The 16,318-nt window shown below is 54.4% G+C and carries 12 protein-coding genes; all 12 read right to left on the bottom strand.

Annotated elements, in window-relative coordinates; all coding sequences use genetic code 11:
- Window positions 1-121: 121 nt before the first annotated feature.
- Complete coding sequence (locus tag AC0YOA_RS19285; protein WP_475787948.1) at window positions 122-370, bottom strand: hypothetical protein; 249 nt, start codon at window positions 368-370, stop codon at window positions 122-124.
- Between the two features lie 45 nt (window positions 371-415).
- A complete protein-coding gene (locus tag AC0YOA_RS19280; RefSeq protein WP_475787947.1) occupies window positions 416-1,279 on the bottom strand; it encodes a phytanoyl-CoA dioxygenase family protein in 864 nt (287 codons plus the stop codon).
- A 36-nt stretch (window positions 1,280-1,315) separates the two neighbouring features.
- A complete protein-coding gene (locus AC0YOA_RS19275; RefSeq protein WP_475787946.1) occupies window positions 1,316-2,119 on the bottom strand; it encodes a phytanoyl-CoA dioxygenase family protein in 804 nt (267 codons plus the stop codon).
- Window positions 2,120-2,292: 173 nt separating this feature from the next.
- Window positions 2,293-3,177, bottom strand: coding sequence for a carbohydrate ABC transporter permease (locus AC0YOA_RS19270; RefSeq protein WP_210045297.1), 885 nt, complete (start codon window positions 3,175-3,177; stop codon window positions 2,293-2,295).
- A gap of 63 nt (window positions 3,178-3,240) precedes the next feature.
- Entirely contained in the window at window positions 3,241-4,131 is an 891-nt protein-coding gene (locus tag AC0YOA_RS19265) for an ABC transporter permease (RefSeq protein ID WP_210045271.1), read from the bottom strand.
- Between the two features lie 82 nt (window positions 4,132-4,213).
- Entirely contained in the window at window positions 4,214-5,968 is a 1,755-nt protein-coding gene (locus tag AC0YOA_RS19260; RefSeq protein WP_475787945.1) for a type 2 periplasmic-binding domain-containing protein, read from the bottom strand.
- Between the two features lie 198 nt (window positions 5,969-6,166).
- Window positions 6,167-7,471 (bottom strand): NAD(P)-binding domain-containing protein, encoded by a 1,305-nt coding sequence (locus tag AC0YOA_RS19255; protein WP_475787944.1) that lies wholly within the window; start codon window positions 7,469-7,471, stop codon window positions 6,167-6,169.
- Window positions 7,357-8,784 (bottom strand): response regulator, encoded by a 1,428-nt coding sequence (locus AC0YOA_RS19250; protein WP_475787943.1) that lies wholly within the window; start codon window positions 8,782-8,784, stop codon window positions 7,357-7,359. The genes AC0YOA_RS19255 and AC0YOA_RS19250 overlap by 115 nt, the downstream gene beginning before the upstream one ends.
- A complete protein-coding gene (locus AC0YOA_RS19245) occupies window positions 8,762-10,519 on the bottom strand; it encodes a cache domain-containing sensor histidine kinase (protein WP_475787942.1) in 1,758 nt (585 codons plus the stop codon). Before AC0YOA_RS19245 ends, AC0YOA_RS19250 begins: the two co-directional genes overlap by 23 nt.
- A gap of 133 nt (window positions 10,520-10,652) precedes the next feature.
- Entirely contained in the window at window positions 10,653-11,630 is a 978-nt protein-coding gene (locus AC0YOA_RS19240; RefSeq protein ID WP_475787941.1) for an aldo/keto reductase, read from the bottom strand.
- Window positions 11,631-11,732: 102 nt separating this feature from the next.
- Window positions 11,733-14,432 carry a hypothetical protein gene (locus AC0YOA_RS19235; RefSeq protein WP_475787940.1) on the bottom strand — a complete coding sequence of 900 codons (2,700 nt, stop codon included), beginning with the start codon at window positions 14,430-14,432 and terminating at the stop codon, window positions 11,733-11,735.
- A gap of 99 nt (window positions 14,433-14,531) precedes the next feature.
- Complete coding sequence (dgoD, locus tag AC0YOA_RS19230) at window positions 14,532-15,680, bottom strand: galactonate dehydratase (protein ID WP_475770925.1); 1,149 nt, start codon at window positions 15,678-15,680, stop codon at window positions 14,532-14,534.
- Window positions 15,681-16,318: the final 638 nt, after the last annotated feature.

The raw sequence follows: 16,318 nt of genomic DNA, 5'->3' as shown, positions 1-16,318 counted from the left end.
GTCCTTTCTATTCCTGAAATCCCGCATACAATAAACCGGTTTGCATAGAGTGAAGCCTATAGATGCTTAAAGTCAAAAAGCAGACGGCCCATCCGAACCGGCCGCCTGCTTTCTTGATTTATTATCCCATCCGGCGCGCCTTCAGCATACCGTCTGCTACAAGGACGGCGAAAGGTTCCGCCTCCGGATGAAGCCATTGAAAAGACGTTCCAGCACCGCTCCGCCGCGCAAGCAGCGCCCTTGGACAAGTGCGGGGCAGAAGCCGGTAACGGCTCCGTTCCCAGATCAGGTAGTAAGGATAACCCTCAACCTCGATATTAGCCGGCAGCGCCGCGAACTCTTCGGGCTGGCCGAGAACGATATCGCTCATGGTACGTCGCTCTCCTCGCATCGTTCTCCCTGGTATCGGCAGCTATTACCCCTTGATGTGGTACAAGCCGTATACATTGTCCATCGGCGTGTATTCTTCCGCAATGTCTTCCATGCGGAACAGCTGCTGAACGCGGGGAGTCATGGAATCATAGACATCCTTAGGAATCGGCATTCTTCCGCTGGTGGAATCCCAGGCGCGCTGATAGATGAAGGTGAACAGGCCCCGCGGTTGATCCGACCGGTTCGGGCAGCCGCGATGCCATACTTTTTTGTCCCGGATCAGGAAGGAGCCCTTGGGCATGATCGCCTGCTCGAAATGCATCACTTCGCCGAGCTTCTGGATGAGCTTCGGATTCTTGAATATATGATCGGGATTCAGATGAGTGCCTCCCGGATAAAATTCCGTTGCTCCGTTCAGCTCCGTGAAATTGCACATCGGAATGTGAAGCACCAGACTGTGCGTCGGCGTAGTGAAATTATACGTCTCCGGGAAAAGCGGCCCCGTATCGGAATGCACCGGCTGCTTCTTCGTGCCGCCAGGCATCGAATTGTTCGACGCCAGATAGCGAAGCGTCAGATCCTCGCCCAGAATCTGCTCGGCAATGTCCAGGAAGAAGGGATTGGCAACCACGTCCTCCTCAATAAAAGGAGCCATAAACGGCAGGTCCATGCGCATGTTTTTCGTTTGTCCCTGCGCGTTGAACTCGCCGTCGCCGTAGCTGTAATTCTTCTCGAATTCGGCCAGAATCTGGCTGAATTTCTCGTTGATCACATCCGTCCGTTCGGGTCCCAGCACATTCTCGACAATGATGGCGCCATTCGCCCGCAGCAGCGCTGTCGCGAATTCCAGCTTGTCGGGATCAAACCGACCATTCTTGCGTTCTTCTTCTGACAATTGGATTTTCATCTTGAATCTCCTTCCGGTTGCGGGATGGGGCTGCCCTTAGGAGCCCATTTCGGCTTTCTTGCGGACTGGCAGCGCTTCAAAGCGGAACAAGCGTTTCAATCTTGCCGATGCCCCGCTGTAGAGGGCTTCGGATATTACAAGCCGCGGACTGGTAATATCCCACCACCGCTGATAAGTCAAAGTCAGGCTGACCTGTTCTTCCGCACTTTCGTTCGCGCACTCCCTGTGCCACAGCTTGCTGTCGCAGATCAGTACCGCACCCGCAGGCACATTGACCTTCACGGACGGGGATCCCTCCGCCAGCTTCCGGATAACAGCCTCCGAGTAATGCTTCGCAATATGCTCCGGCTGCGCATGACTTCCCGGCCAAAGCTCAGGAGCGCCGCTGCCTTCGTTTAGATCCGTGAGCGGAATCGTGACATGGAGCTTATGTGCCGGCAGGCGGACATGCTCCGTCTCGGGAAACAGCGGTTTTGACTCGATAGCAAGCTCGGAAGATACAGCCGCCCCGGGCTTGCGGATATCCGCTCCGATAACGCGCAGCACGCAGTCTGCGCCGATTATCTGGTCAATTACACCAAGCATCAATGGATTCTCCGCAATATCCGGATCAATGAACGGTGCCGCCGCCGGCAGAGAAAGCGGATTGCCGTCATTATTGCCGCCGGTTTGTTTCCTTGCCTGCCCGACAGCTTCCTGCAGCGTCTGAAGGCGGTCGGGTTGAAACATATTGTCCAACACGACATAGCCCCGGATGTGGAGAAGAGCGGCGGCAAGCTCGAGCTTGTCTTCGCCGATGGATTGTGCTTGTCTTTCTTCGTCCGATAGCCGGATGGTCATTCGAATTTCCCCTTTCGACTGGAAGGATTTCGATTACAGCTTGCTTACAGCTATATTGTATAGCGTAAGTAGAGATAGTTAAGAGCAATTCTGTCGCAATAGAAGGCGACAATCATCCTGCCATGCCTCTGGTCTGCATCCTGCATGACGGATGATTTTCCACATTGTTCCGGTTATTCCTTAACGGAACCGATCATGATGCCATGGATGAAATAACGCTGGATGAACGGATAAACCGCAATAATCGGCAGCATGGAGATAATGATTTTCGCCGCATTCAGCGTCTTGTCGGAAACAGTCGCAATACGGACGGCTTCCTCGGCGGACATGTTCTCCAGATTCACCTGCACGACGAGCTGCTGAATATAAGTCTGGAGCGGGTAATTCTCCGTCTTGCTCATGAAGATCAGACCGTCCAGGAAGCTGTTCCAATGCATCACGAGACTAAACAGCGTGATCGTGGCCAGCGCCGGCACCGACAGCGGGATATAAATGCTGTACAACGTATACCAGGGACCCGCCCCATCCATCTTCGCCGCCTGATCCAGCTCCCTCGGTATGCTCCGGAAGAAATTCATGAGCAGAATAACGTTGAACACAGGAACGGCAACCGGAAGCACCAGCGACCAGATGGAGTTGACAAGGCCCAGACTCTGCACCGTCAGATAAATGGGAATCAGACCGCTCTTGAACAGCATCGTAAAGACCAGAAACCACATGAACACATTGCGGAGCTTGAATTCCGCTTTTGGACGAGACAAGGGATAGGCGATCAGGATCGTCATGATGAAATTTACGGCTCCGCCGAGAAACACCCGCTTCAGGGATACCCAGAAGGCGAGAAAAAAGGCTTTGTCATCGACAACCGTCGAATAGGAGCTCAGATTGAAATCAACCGGCCATAATCCGACCAGGCCGGCGTTCGATGCGGCGCTGCTGCTGAACGACAGGGCAAGCGCATGCCAGATTGGCGCAATACTCAGCAGGGAGACAACGGCCAGCACCGCAATGATGATACCGTCGCCCAGCCGTCCGCTGAAGGACCGGTCGCGTACCATTCCCTCACGGACCAGAGCGGAACTCAAAGCTTTTTCATTTGACACATCTACACCTCCGCTCCGTCAGAAAATCCGGTAATCGCTGAATTTGTTGGCCAATGTGTACGCGATGACGATCAGGATGAAGCTGAGCGCCGATTTGAGCAGACCGATCGCCGTTGCCAACGAATACTGCATCTCAAGAAGTCCTGCCCTGTACACATAGGTATCGATGATATCGCCCGTCTGATAGACGGCCGGATTATACAAATTGAATACTTGGTCGAATCCGGCATTCAGCACATTGCCGATGCCCAGAGTCGCCAGCAGAATGACCGTAGTTGAAACGCCCGGCACTGTAATATTCCAGATCTTCTGCATCCGGGTTGCCCCGTCCACCTCGGCCGCTTCGTAAAGCGCCGGATTAATGCCCGTCAGCGCAGCCAGATAGATGACCAGATTGAAGCCGAGCTCCTTCCAGACGTCGCTGCCGACTACAATGACCGGAAACCAGGTATTGCTGCCCAGAAACAGGACCGGATCGATGCCAAACCACTGAAGAACGACGTTAATGCTGCCGTTCAAGGATAAAATTTCACTCAGAATGCCTGCCAGGATAACCCAGGACAGGAAATGGGGCATATAGACGATCGTCTGCACCCAACGCTTGAACAGAATATTTTTCACTTCATTGAGCAAAAGTGCAAACACAAGAGGCACAACAAGATTGAAGATGATTTTCAAACTGGCCAGAATAATGGTGTTGCGGAAAATGATGAGACTGTCGTTCATTTGAAACATATAGCGGAAATTTTCCAGTCCGACCCATTCCTGATCCTTGAAGGGCACGCCGGGAAAATAGTTCATAAACGCCACAACAGATCCCAGAAGCGGCGTTGTCTCGAAAATCAGCAGCAGCGCAATGCCGGGGAGCAGCATGAGCAGATAATGCGTTTGCGGCTTCAGAGCGCGCATAATCGATCAACTCCAATCCTGTAAAATCGGCCCCTGGTGCCGGAGGCTGTACCCGCCTCCGGCGCCGCCTTCGCCAATTCCGCTATTCTTTGATTGCTTCTTCTACTTCCTTGATGATCTTGTCGCCGCCCTGGCTTTTCCACTGCTTCACGAAGGTATCGAAGGAATCCAGCGGAGCTCCGCCAATGATGATCTTCAGGAAGGTTTCGTCCTCCAGCTTCGTGAGATTGGCCCATCGCGTCTTCATGGTTTCCGTTGGCGAATAAAGCAGGCTGCTTACTTCCTCATAATCGCTGTCAAGCGGGGCGCCGCCCACCACATAAGCCTGGAAGCTACCCGTTTGGGTCAGCGTCAGCCCATCCTTGACCGCCTGCGGATAATTCTTCACTACGGTCGGATCATCCATGTATTTCTTGGCCAGCTCATAAGCATCCTTGACTTCAGGCTCCAGCGTGGATGGATCGATCTTGCCGTCCACCGCATCAAGGATCGCATGTCTGCGGTTCGAGACAGCTCCGATATCATCCGCGTTGACGCGGAACACATCCAGCGTATCGCTGATTTCGGTCGTGGCGACTTCCTTCGTCCAGCGGTCGAAGAGATCTTTTGGAACATCAGCCGCCTGACGGTTCATGCCGATCCTCATGTTGACGCCCTTCATCACCAGCTCAGGGTGCTCATAGCCTTTGCGGACAACGAGATAATCGAGTGAAACCGGCTGCAAATGCGTCAGCAGCTTGCCGTCTTTATCGGTCGGCGCCGCATAAGCTTTCCACTGGGCATCCGGATTTTTCTCGAAGGATTGGGTCAGATCGCCCCAGCCCATCCACCACGGACCGAAGAACAACCCGTTTTGTCCGCTCAGGAACAGCTCATTGGGATTTTCACGCAGGAAGAACTCCTTATCGATCAGACCCTTGGCATACCAGTCGCGGAGCTGGCCCAGCGCTTCTTTCGTCTCCGGTGTAATGGAGCCATAGGTTACATTGCCGTCCTTATCCTTGATCCAGTTGCGCGGGAAGGAGTGGAAGGAGCTGAAGATGGCGTCAAAGCCATGCGCCCGGTTCCCCTTGTCGCTGGAAAGCTCGGATTTGTTGGGCCCTGTGAGGCCGACCGTCTTGTCGCCGCCCATCTTGTTGTCTATAAACGCTTTGGCTGTTGCTTCAATATCGGCGATCGTCTTGGGCTCCGGCAGCTTCAGCTTATCCAGCCAGTCCTTGCGCACCCACAGCACCGTGTAAGCGTCACCCTTGATCTGAATGCTGGGAATGGCATACAGCTTGCCGTCGAAAGTCGCGGATTCCAGCGCCTGGCCCTTGGCAAGATCGACCTGCAGCTCCTTGACCTTCGGTGAAGCATATTGATCGAAGACGTTCGTCAAGTCCTCAAGCAGTCCGGCTTTCACCATCATGCGGAGCTGCTCTTCATTGACCTGCATCGCATCGGGAATTTCTCGGCTGGCAATGGCCAGCATAACCTTTTGATCATACGGATCGCCATCAACGGCGCTCCACTCGCGATGGATCTTCATGTTGAGCGTGTCTTCATAAAACTTCGTCAGCACATTGTTATCGACGGTTTGCCCTGCAGGCAGACCTGCGTCGCCCGGAGGCAGCACCTGTGCGATATTAAGCGTGACAAGCTCTTTCTCCGGCCCGTACGGATCTGCAGCCTCTCCCGCTGCGGGGGTTGCGCCTTCTCCCTCGTTCACAGCGTTCCCTGTGTTTGCGGGCGCATTTGATGGCGAATTCGCATCATTGCCGCCTGTATTGCTGCTGCAAGCGGTTGCAAAAAGAAGAAAGAATAAAGCCGTTCCGACAAACCACTTCTTTCTCATGGTAAACCTCCCTGTTATCGATTCATGATTTGGTGAAGATAGGAACATTATACGGTGGAAATCGGCAGCCCAAGTAGTACCATCCATCGTCCGTTTGGGAGATAAACATCTTCCGCTTGACCGCCTTCCCGGGGGAAGGAAGGGGGAAGTTCCCCCTTTTTCCGTGCCGGATTACTCCCTGTCCTCATCTCTCCTGGTTTATGGAGCCAGGACGATATCCCATTCATGAATCTCATAGCTGCGCGCCCCGTTCACGATGTACGGATCCTGCTTCACCCACTGCTCCACTTCTTCAAAATTCCCTGCGCGGTAGATGACAAGTCCCCCTGCCCCATCGACAAACCGCCCGTTGGCATGCAGTTTCCCGGCTGCCCGGCAATCATCCAGAAATTGCAGATGATCCGGGCGGTACTGTACGCTTTTATCCGCATCCAGCATAGGCAGAAATACGGCAAAATACTTCCTGCTCCCGGCTTCCCGCTGCTTGTCGTCGCCAGCCATCTGGTAGGAATACAGCGCCGCCATATCAAGACTCCCGAAGCCATCTCCAACCGCCTGATTGATAATGGCCTGAACCCGCTTGCCGGCATTCAGCTGAACACCGGACTGCTCGCCCATATCAGCCGCCAGATTCATATCCTTGGCCAGCAGCTTCAGCGCAAAGCCCGGCTGGAATGAAGACTTGGCAATAAATTGGGTATAGTGGCGCTCCATGATCCTGCTTTGGGCGAAGCTGTGATTCAGAATATCAAACAGCAGATCCGGATCGAGACCGGCTTTGCAGCCCAGCGCGTAGGCTTCGCTGACCGCCTGCGAGTGAATACCCACCATCAGCTGATTGATCAGCTTCACCGTTGAGCCGCTTCCCGATGCGCCAACATAGCTGATTCGGCTGCCGACCGCTTCGAACAGGCTGTGCACACGGTTATAAGTCTCTTCTTGTCCTCCGACCATCACGCTCAGCGTTCCGGCGATGGCTCCGGTCTCGCCGCCGCTTACGGGAGCGTCAAGGAATTCCACGCCGGCTGCTTCGGACTGGGCATAGAGCTTGCGGTTCAGTTCCGGCGATACTGTACTGCAATCAATCAGAACGAGTCCTTCCCGGGCATGCTGAATCAGACCGCTATCACCCGAATATACCTCTTCAACATCCGCCGGCAGCGGAAGGCAGGTGATAATGACATCCATCTGAGCAGCCAGCTCGGCAAGAGCCAATCCCGTACTGCCCCCCTGCGAGGCAAACTGCTGCTCCCGGCCGGAGCTTCTGTTCTTCCCGTAAACCTCAAAGCCTGCCTTCAGCAGGTTGACTGCCATTGGCAAGCCCATTGTTCCCAGTCCGACAAATCCAATTTTCATTTTCACTTCATACCCCTCCATATTTTCTTGTTTTATGGTCTTTCCTGCACGCTGGCTCCTTGCCCGCGCTTGCGGAATTCGCTTGGCAGAGCGCCGACCTTCTTGCGGAACACCTTGCTGAAATATTTCTCGTCGGGATACCCGCATTTCTCGGAAATCCGGTAAATCGGCTCGTTCGTCTGGCTGAGCAGCGACTTGGCATAGTCGACTCGCGCATCCCTTATATACTCGTTGAAGGTTTTCCCCGTTATGTTCTTGAAGCATTCGCTGAAATAGCTGCGGCTGATGTGGACCTCCTCCGCTACCTCCGTCAGCTTCAGATCCAGGCTGATATTGCGGTTGATATAATCGACAGCCTTGATCACACTAGCCATCATGTCATCGGAATAGTGGGTTTCCACGAAGGAGCTGCGGATATCCTTGCGCATCTTCTCCAGCCACAGCAGCCAATCCGCCCAGCATCGCAGCTCCGCCCTGTCAAATACAGATGTCAGATCGAGGGGCACGTATCTCTCCCACTGCACCAATATCCAATAGAACATGCTCTCCAGCTTGTCGGCCGAGGGACGGATCTTCTCCAGCTCCGATACAAGCGCGAGATAGCGCTCCTCGTCGTACACCAGTTCAAGCGACGACCATTCCTCGCGCAGCTGGTACAGCACCTTCTCGGAAATCTGCCGGTCCTCTCTTTCAAAAGAGTCCAGATCCACATCATAAACGCTGCGGCCAGGCTCATATTCATAGAAAAAGTCATGCGAAGCATAATCGACCAGAAGCTTGCAGATCTGCTTCCGGTTATGGTCCCGGATCCCGACCGTGCGAATCACCGCCCACTTGCCCGAAAGTTCCTCACACTCCCTGATTCTCCCGACGATCTCATCCTCGCGCGCCGGAGAGAGCTCCGGCAGCAGCCACACATCCCGGTTGATCTCGCTTACACCATGCTGCTCCGTCGGCAGCAGCTCATCGAGAAAATCCGGCCTTTCCGACGAGAGTGCGGCGAGCAGCAGCACCCTCTCCGCGCTTTCGCCGACTGTGCCGCCGACTGTGCGGACGACGACAGACGGAGCTTCAGGCAGTTTCTGCTCACGGGTCCGCCGGAGAATCCGGGTGAGAATGTCGCGCATATTGTCCTTCTCCAGCTCCACCTTGGCGATATAATCGATGGCTCCGAGCCGGAGAGCCTCCTGAACATGCTCGAACTCCTGATAAAAGGTCAGCATCACGATCCAGATGCCGGGATAATGCTGCCGGACCTCCCGCAGCAGGTCAAGCCCCGACATGGACGGCATGGCGATGTCTGTGATCATCAGATCAACGGGATGGCTTTCCAGAAATTGAAGCGCTTTCTTTCCGTTCTCCGCTTCGCCTACAACCTGAAGCCCGAATTCGCTCCAGGGCATGAGGGAAACAATTCCCTTGCGCACCAGATGGTCGTCATCCACGATCAGCACGTTCATTGTCATCCCGCTCCTTTGCATTCATGGGAATCCGAATAAGGATTGTCGTTCCCTGCTCTGCTGCGCTCTGGATTCCGAATTCGGCCCTCTCGCCGAATTGAAATTCAATCATCCGCCGCACATAATTGACGCCGATGCCCATTCCTGTCTTGTGGTTAGAGCCCTTCGCCGAATCCGGGGCATGATCCTGCTCCAGCAGCCGGCTGACTGCTTCCTCATCCATGCCGATGCCGTTATCAATAACCCGGATGCCGATCCTCTCGTCTTCCTCCTCGGCAATGATCACGCGGATAATCCCGTCATCCGCCATCCCGCCGTGGTACAGCGCATTTTCAACTAGAGGCTGAAGAATAAAGCGCGGAATCAGCGTATCCTCGATCGCCGGATCGGTATCGATCCGCACGTCGAACTGAAAATTATAACGGATCTGCTGCAGGGCCACATAATGCCGGAGCGCGCCGATTTCGTCGGCAATCGTAGCCGTCTTGCCTTTTCCGAGATTGTAGTAAAGCAGCTTGTTCAGCGTCGACACAAGACGGTCGATCTCGTCATGACCCTGCAGCCGGGCCAGCCAGCGGATCGTATCCAGCGTATTATGGGTAAAATGCGGATTGATCTGATGCATCAGCTTCTCCACCTCCAGCGCCGCTTTGCGCTCCTCCTTCTCCTTCACCTCATGCAGCAGCTCCCTTATCCGGATACGCATATCCTGAAAGCGCAGGAGCAGAAAATCGAACTCCTTCACATCCGTGAATGTAACGGCGGACTTGAAATTGCTCTTGGATATCAGCATAATTTCCCGGTTGAGACTTCGCAGCGGACGATAGACCGTCCGCCAGACAGCCCAGGCAAACAGCAGGCTGAGCCCGATCGATGAAACGCCAAGCACGAAGAACCGCAGCAGCCACCCGTTAATCTCCCGGTCGTACTCCTTCTTCGGGATAACGCTTACAATCATCCAGCCCTGCTGGCTTGCGGCCTGGAACAGGTAGGCGTCCTGCTGCCCGCTGTTTGCGGCGTAGCTGGTGCCGGCCTGGAACGACGCGGAGCTGCTGTAGGCTATGCGGCCGCTGTGATCCACAATCAGCAAACTCGCCCCGTTCTTGGGATCGCCCCCGTCGAAAATATCCTCCACTTCGGTCTCGATATAAATGTAAATCGGTTCGCCCTCCATCAGAACACTGCGGGCGACTGAAACGACCATTCTTCTGTTCTGATAGTTCTGTGAATCATAAGGCCCGTAATAGGTGAAGCCCCTGTCCGCACTGTAATCCTCAAACATGGGAAGACTATGGATATCCAGATTGGATGCCGGGCAATAATTGGAGAACAGGATTTTTTTGGGGCCGGGCATATAATAACAGACCATGCTGAGATTCGGGTTGGAAAAGCTGATCAGATTGATTTCATTAATGACTTCGTCCCGCATCAGTTTTTTTTCATACAGGTCGGAGGTCGTCAGGTAAACCGACAAATTCTGGCCGACGCTGCCATCGAGCGAGAGCTGCTGGGACACATATTGGAGATGATGAAGCGAGGTTTCGAGCGATTGCTTCTTTTGGCTTAAAGTGCTCCGGACCCCGTCTTCAATTTTATGGTCCAGTATGGAATAGATCGTGTAGTAGGAAATCGCGCCGATAAGGGCAAGCGGAATCAGCGTGCTGGACAGCAGCACGGCAATCAGCTTTCTTTTGAGTGAACGAGGACCTTTCAGCATCTGTAGAAGCGATTTCACATGTGTGTCCCCTTCCTGCCGGGTAGTAGAGACATTTTCCGTTCGAGCCTCAGCGGGAAATCATAAAGCACGAAAGGAGGCTGACCCTAAAAGCGCAGATGCGCTTAGGTCAAGCCTCCCGCTGGCAGCTGTGTCAGGTGACGGATTTGCCTCTGGACGATGTATAGAGCGCATACCATTCCTCACGCGTCATGAGCCCGGCCTGCTTCACGGCATCACGGCAGTTCAGAATGCGCTCCGGATTGGCTGACCCGATCACAGGCTGGATCAGCGCCGGATGACGCATCAGCCAGCCCAGAACAATCGACTCGCCTGTCGTTTCTTTGCGCCGGGCCATCTCGGCAACCAGCTCGCGGGTACGGACAACCTCTTCCGGAGCATTATCCATGCTGCGTCCGGTATAGATGCCTTTCGCAAGCGAAGACCATGCCTGAATTTGGATGTTCTCCAGCATGCAGTGCTCCAGGAGCCCTTCCGGAAAAACAACATGGACGGACTCGCGCTGATTGACCAGTACGCCCCGGTCGACCCAGCTTGAATCCAGCAGGCTCATCTCCAGCTGGTTGGCCACCAGTGGATCGGGCAGCTGGGCCTGCAGAAGCTTGATCTGTCCCGCATTCATATTGGAAACGCCAAAGTGTCTGACTTTTCCTGCCTGCTTGAGCGTCTGAAACGCTTCGGCGACTTCCTGAGCCTGGACCAGCGGATCAGGACGGTGCAGGAGGAGAATATCCAGATAATCTGTACCCAGCCGCTTCAAGCTGCCGTCAACGGCGCGTAATATATGCTCCCGGGAAAAATCATACCGCTGCGGTGAATGCTCGTCCGCGAACCGGGTGCCGCATTTGGACTGAATCACAATGGATTCGCGCAAGCCCGGCCTCTTCCCGAGAACGCTTCCAAAAACAGCCTCGGCCTTGCCTCCCGAATAGATATCGGCGTGGTCAAACATCGTAATGCCGGCCTCAAGCGCAGCATCGACCGCACGCTCCGCCTTCAACAGGTCCGCATCGGTAAGGGGATCATGGTTGTTGCTTCCCCCAAGACCAGTCGTGCCGTAAACGATTCTGCTGCTGGTGATATTCCGCTGCTGCAATGGAAAAACGTTCATAGGATACCTCCAAGTTAAACCGAATTGTTTTTATTATAACCCCTTTGACTATCCCGCGTGATACACTTTTGTCTTCTGTTTGCTCTTGAAACCGCTTTTTTATCATAGCAAATATTCCCATATCGGACGAATATCCCCTAACTTAGAAGACGTTATTCCACCCTGGAGGACAAATGTGGAATGCAGGACATAATAAGGAGGACCCGCCATCTCCGTGTCAAAGCCCGGAGCGATCCAGGCATCGGTCCCGTTATCCAGTTCCAGATAATACATCAGGGAATAAGCCGAATCCGTATAGGACGATGGTATCACGGCGCGATACAGGTCGCCGTCCCTCTCCATCTCCGCTACCGCGAACCGTTCGGCCTGATTGACATGGCGGTAATGCAGGTAAATCCGCAGCTCCGGCGGGGCCGATGGAGCAGTTGCGGCAATTTGGACTGGCATTCCCGGACTGTAGGACTCAGGCTGAATATGCTCATAGGCCGGAGACGGCCCCCGCAGCGGTCTGACATATTCCCCGATTTCCATCTCATTCGGTCCCTCAGCTCCGGCACCGGCCGGCCACTGCCTGTATATCCGGTGCATCTCTTCCAGATCCTCCGTTATCGCCGGGAGGCGGTCAGCCCAATGCCCACGCATATAAGGCTTATGGCCAAATGCGATATCGCTGCGGTAAACGCCATCAGCTGCCGCTATAATCTGCTCCCAGGCTTCCTTCGCCAGATGGTACTCCTTCAAGGCGTAATACAAAAACCGCACATCGTTGGAGCGCTCGAACAAGGCATAAGCGGTTCCCGCCTGGAATTTCCGTGCGAAGAACCGGCCCAGGCCCGCCAGAATCCGCACATCCGCCGCCAACCGTCGGAAGGCTGCATTCTGAGGCTTGTCCGCCAAGGCTTCGGCTTCCATCAAGCTGCTCATGGCTCCTCCCGCCCATTCGTCAAGGCGGAAGCTTACCTCCTGGGGAGTTGCCTTGCCGCTGCGGGTTCCGCTTATTACAGCGTCCGCGAAGGCATTGATGGAATAAAACATTTCGGGATCAAGGGGACTTGCTGCTCCGAACGTCTTCGGCTCCGGCAGGTCGTAGTCGTATTGGGATGGCTTGGTCTTGATGATCGCAAGATTCGTATACATCTCCGGCCAATAATCCACATTCGCGGAGGATGGATGATGCGCGACAGTAATCAGAGGAAGAATCCGGCTGGCAAAGGCCAGCGCCTTCTCGGCAGCCCCTGCGGATGCCCCGTATTCATGGCGCAAATATCTTCTCCATACGTCAGGATCCGTATCCGGATTATACATCAACCTTCCCCACAGCCGGTAGGTGTAACCGTATTTGATCCAGTCTTTGCCTTCCAGACGAAGCGGCTCATCGGCATACAGCTCCCTGCCGCCTGCGATGCCCGATGTCTTGCGGCCCTTGAAGGACAGCGGCTCGAACAGCTCCAGGCCGGCAGCCCCGCCGAACGACGCCGCCCGGCTGCTTCCCGCCGCCATGACGGGATCGCCCCACAGAAGAACGCGCTGCGTCCCCGGCCATACCCGGTACAGGATATCGTAATCGCGGCTGCGCGTCAGAAAATCCGCATATCCATAGCGGGTCACCTTGCGGGAGCCCGCAGTCACAGCTGCATATTTGGAGCCCTTGAAATCAGCCTCCGGCATTTCCCTCTCCCGGTTATGAGCGGGATGATAGGGAAGTCCCATATGCTCTGCCCAGAACTTGGGCGAGACCGTTACCTGCCTGCCTGTACTCTCCCGCACCATTTCTATCATGGACGCCTCCACCCCTTTGGAATGGATATCGACGCTGACAGGCCGGTCGATGGCAGCAATCCCGGACAACGCCGCTCTCCAGAATTCCTGAGCCGGCTCCGGAATGCCGCTTTCGTAATGAACCCGCAGGGTCAGGCCGGCAATAGAGGTGCAGGACTGCAGCAGCAGGGTGAGCGCATCACGGCAGTAAGCGGCGTGATTGTCCTTCGTCAATCCCGTGATCCGGTAATGGGGATGGGGACTGTCCGGCAAATCGTAGGCATTGGTCCAGATGCCGACATGAAAATCGAGACCGCGGCGGCTTACCTGCTCCCCGATATAGCGGAGCATGTCCAGGTTGCGGGCCGCTTCTCCCCCGGGCAATCCCTCAACCCTTACGTCATATCCGGGGACATCCAGCAGAAAGGGATAAGCAAAATACATATAATTGTCCCGGATATCCGGATCATGACCGTAATCATAGCCCATCCCGAGGGCAAGATTGAAGCGGTTGAAGCGATGCCGGGCGATTTCGTTCAAATATTCATTCCAGAAAGCCTTATCGTAATACCAGGGCTTGTCCTCCGCCTCGCTGACAAACATCCTGCTGAGGCTCCTGACTTTGTTCGCCGGCTTCTCTTCCGTTCGCTTCCAATCATGCAGCTCCGCCATAGGATCGGAGGCATATTGAATCCGGTCCGCAAGCTCCAGCAGCGCATAGATGAAGCCTCTGTCACCGGATGAGCAGATCACAATTGTTGTGCGGGCCGGTCCCGTCCGCCGATCGATGATGAACGCTTCCGCAGCAGCGGGAACATTTCCGGCTTCTCCTCCGGCATCACTGGCTTTAACAAGTCTGATAGCTGCTTCCGCACCGGATGAATTCGCGTCGCTTTGCGGAATGAGCGTTATGGAACGTCCCTTCAAGGCTGCAGACAGCTGTTCGACTGCCCACCCGATTGGCGTCCCGCTGCCCTCCTGTTCCATATGATCCCTCATAAGGACCACCTTCTTAAGATCAGCCGTTCTCTGATCTGCTTCCATGTTCCGCAGCCTCCTTATCCAATCTGTTGAGCAAGCTGGCCTTGGGCTGGCCGGTCCGTCCGCTCGCTTCTGCTTGCCCTGAGTTCTGCCGCTTGCGGTCTACCAGTCCCGGACAGAACCGTCAAGCGCATTCAGCTTGGGAACAATGCCGAGCCGCTTCGCAGGACGGGCCTCCGCCGCTTCCTCCGAGAAGGTCACGCCAAGTCCCGGACCATTCAGCGGAAAAGCATACCCGTTCTCCACGACCGGATAGGGCGAGGCTACAGTCGTATCCAAATCCCCGGCGTTGCTGGCCGATGCGGGAAGCTCCAGCAGCGCCACATTGGAGAACGCCAGCGACACATGCATGCTGGCCGCCGTTCCAATCGGTCCCCAGTTGTTATGCGGCACCAGGTTAACATAATACATCTCGGCAATCGCTGCGATTTTGCGCATTTCGGTAATGCCTCCGCACCAGCAAATATCCGGACGCAAATAATCGACAAGACCGCCTTCGATCAATTCGCGGTAATCCCATTTATTGTGTCCCCGTTCCCCGGTAGCCAGCGGGATGCTGGTATACGGTCTGAGCCGGCGGTAAGCCTGCGGATTCTCGTGGCGGATGGGATCCTCAATGTACAGCGGGCGGAATTTCTCCACATTCTTCGCCAGCATCACTGCATAATCGGGATCATAACGGCCATGGCATTCGATAATCAGATCCACCTCGTCGCCCACTGCCGCACGGATAGCCTCTGTGTACTCAATCTGCTGCATGACGGCGCGTTTATGATCATGCAAATTGAGATCGTCCCAATCGTGGAAGGCGCGGTAACGGATCGCCGTAACGCCCCGGTCTGCCAGCAGCTTGGCCTTGCGGGCAATTTCTTCAGCCGATTTGCCGGCAACCGGTCCGTATACCCTCACCTTGTCGCGGGCCAACCCGCCCAGCAGCTGATATATGGGAACGCCAAGCGCTTTTCCTTTAATATCCCACAGGGCAATATCAATGGCAGCAATCGCAGAACCCGTTACAGGCCCGCCACGGGCAAACAGGCGGCGAAAGCATGACTGCCACAAATGCTCGATCCGCTGCGGATCCTCTCCGATGAGATAGGGCTTCAATTCTTCAATCATGCCGATAACCGCCCTCGGCGTGAAGTTCGTGCCTTCTCCATAACCGGTAATGCCTTCGTCCGTCTCCACCTTGACAAATACGCCGTCGCTGGACAGATAGCTTGTTACCTCTGTAATCTTCATCTGCTTCATCTCACCCTTCTACTGTTCAATATGCAAAGATGTTCTCCACTTATGTGCAATTCCGGGCAATCCCTTACAAGTGTACCTCAGAGGTAAGCGATTCCATGGGTAAATAAGTCTGCTGTAACGTATGGCAATCATCCAGTGACATACCCGGATCAAAAATGCTGCGGCAGCACAAATAGATCTCTGAAAGATTCAGAGATCTACTTCATGCCATCCATGGTTTATATGGATTTTGAAAACCAACTAGTTACATTTTATTACCATTTTTTATGCTTTTTAACGGGCTTGCAGTATTTTTTAATGATTTTAGGGTCATAGCGCACCTTGTATACCCAAATTACTTTTTGCGTTTTACAAAAGGGTTTGGGATCGTAACAACAATGTTTTGATTTCTTGTGTCTTGCCATTTTTTATCCTCTCCTTAAGTTAGCGTTAGTTGCATAAACAATATATGGATTTATCTATGAACCGTAACGGCTAACGTCCTGACGGGACAATAACACGGCAGTTGTCACAGTCCGCAGCTGATTTTCGATGGGAACAAACAAAAAAGACCTCTGATCGCCTCAGGGGTCTGCAAGGTATTGCTTTTAAATTGTCTTTTCATAGAAAAAAGGCTGCACCGGCAGCCTTTTCCCAAG

The organism is Paenibacillus sp. JT22N12 (assembly GCF_056269365.1).
This window is presented reverse-complemented; position numbering and strand designations above follow the sequence as displayed.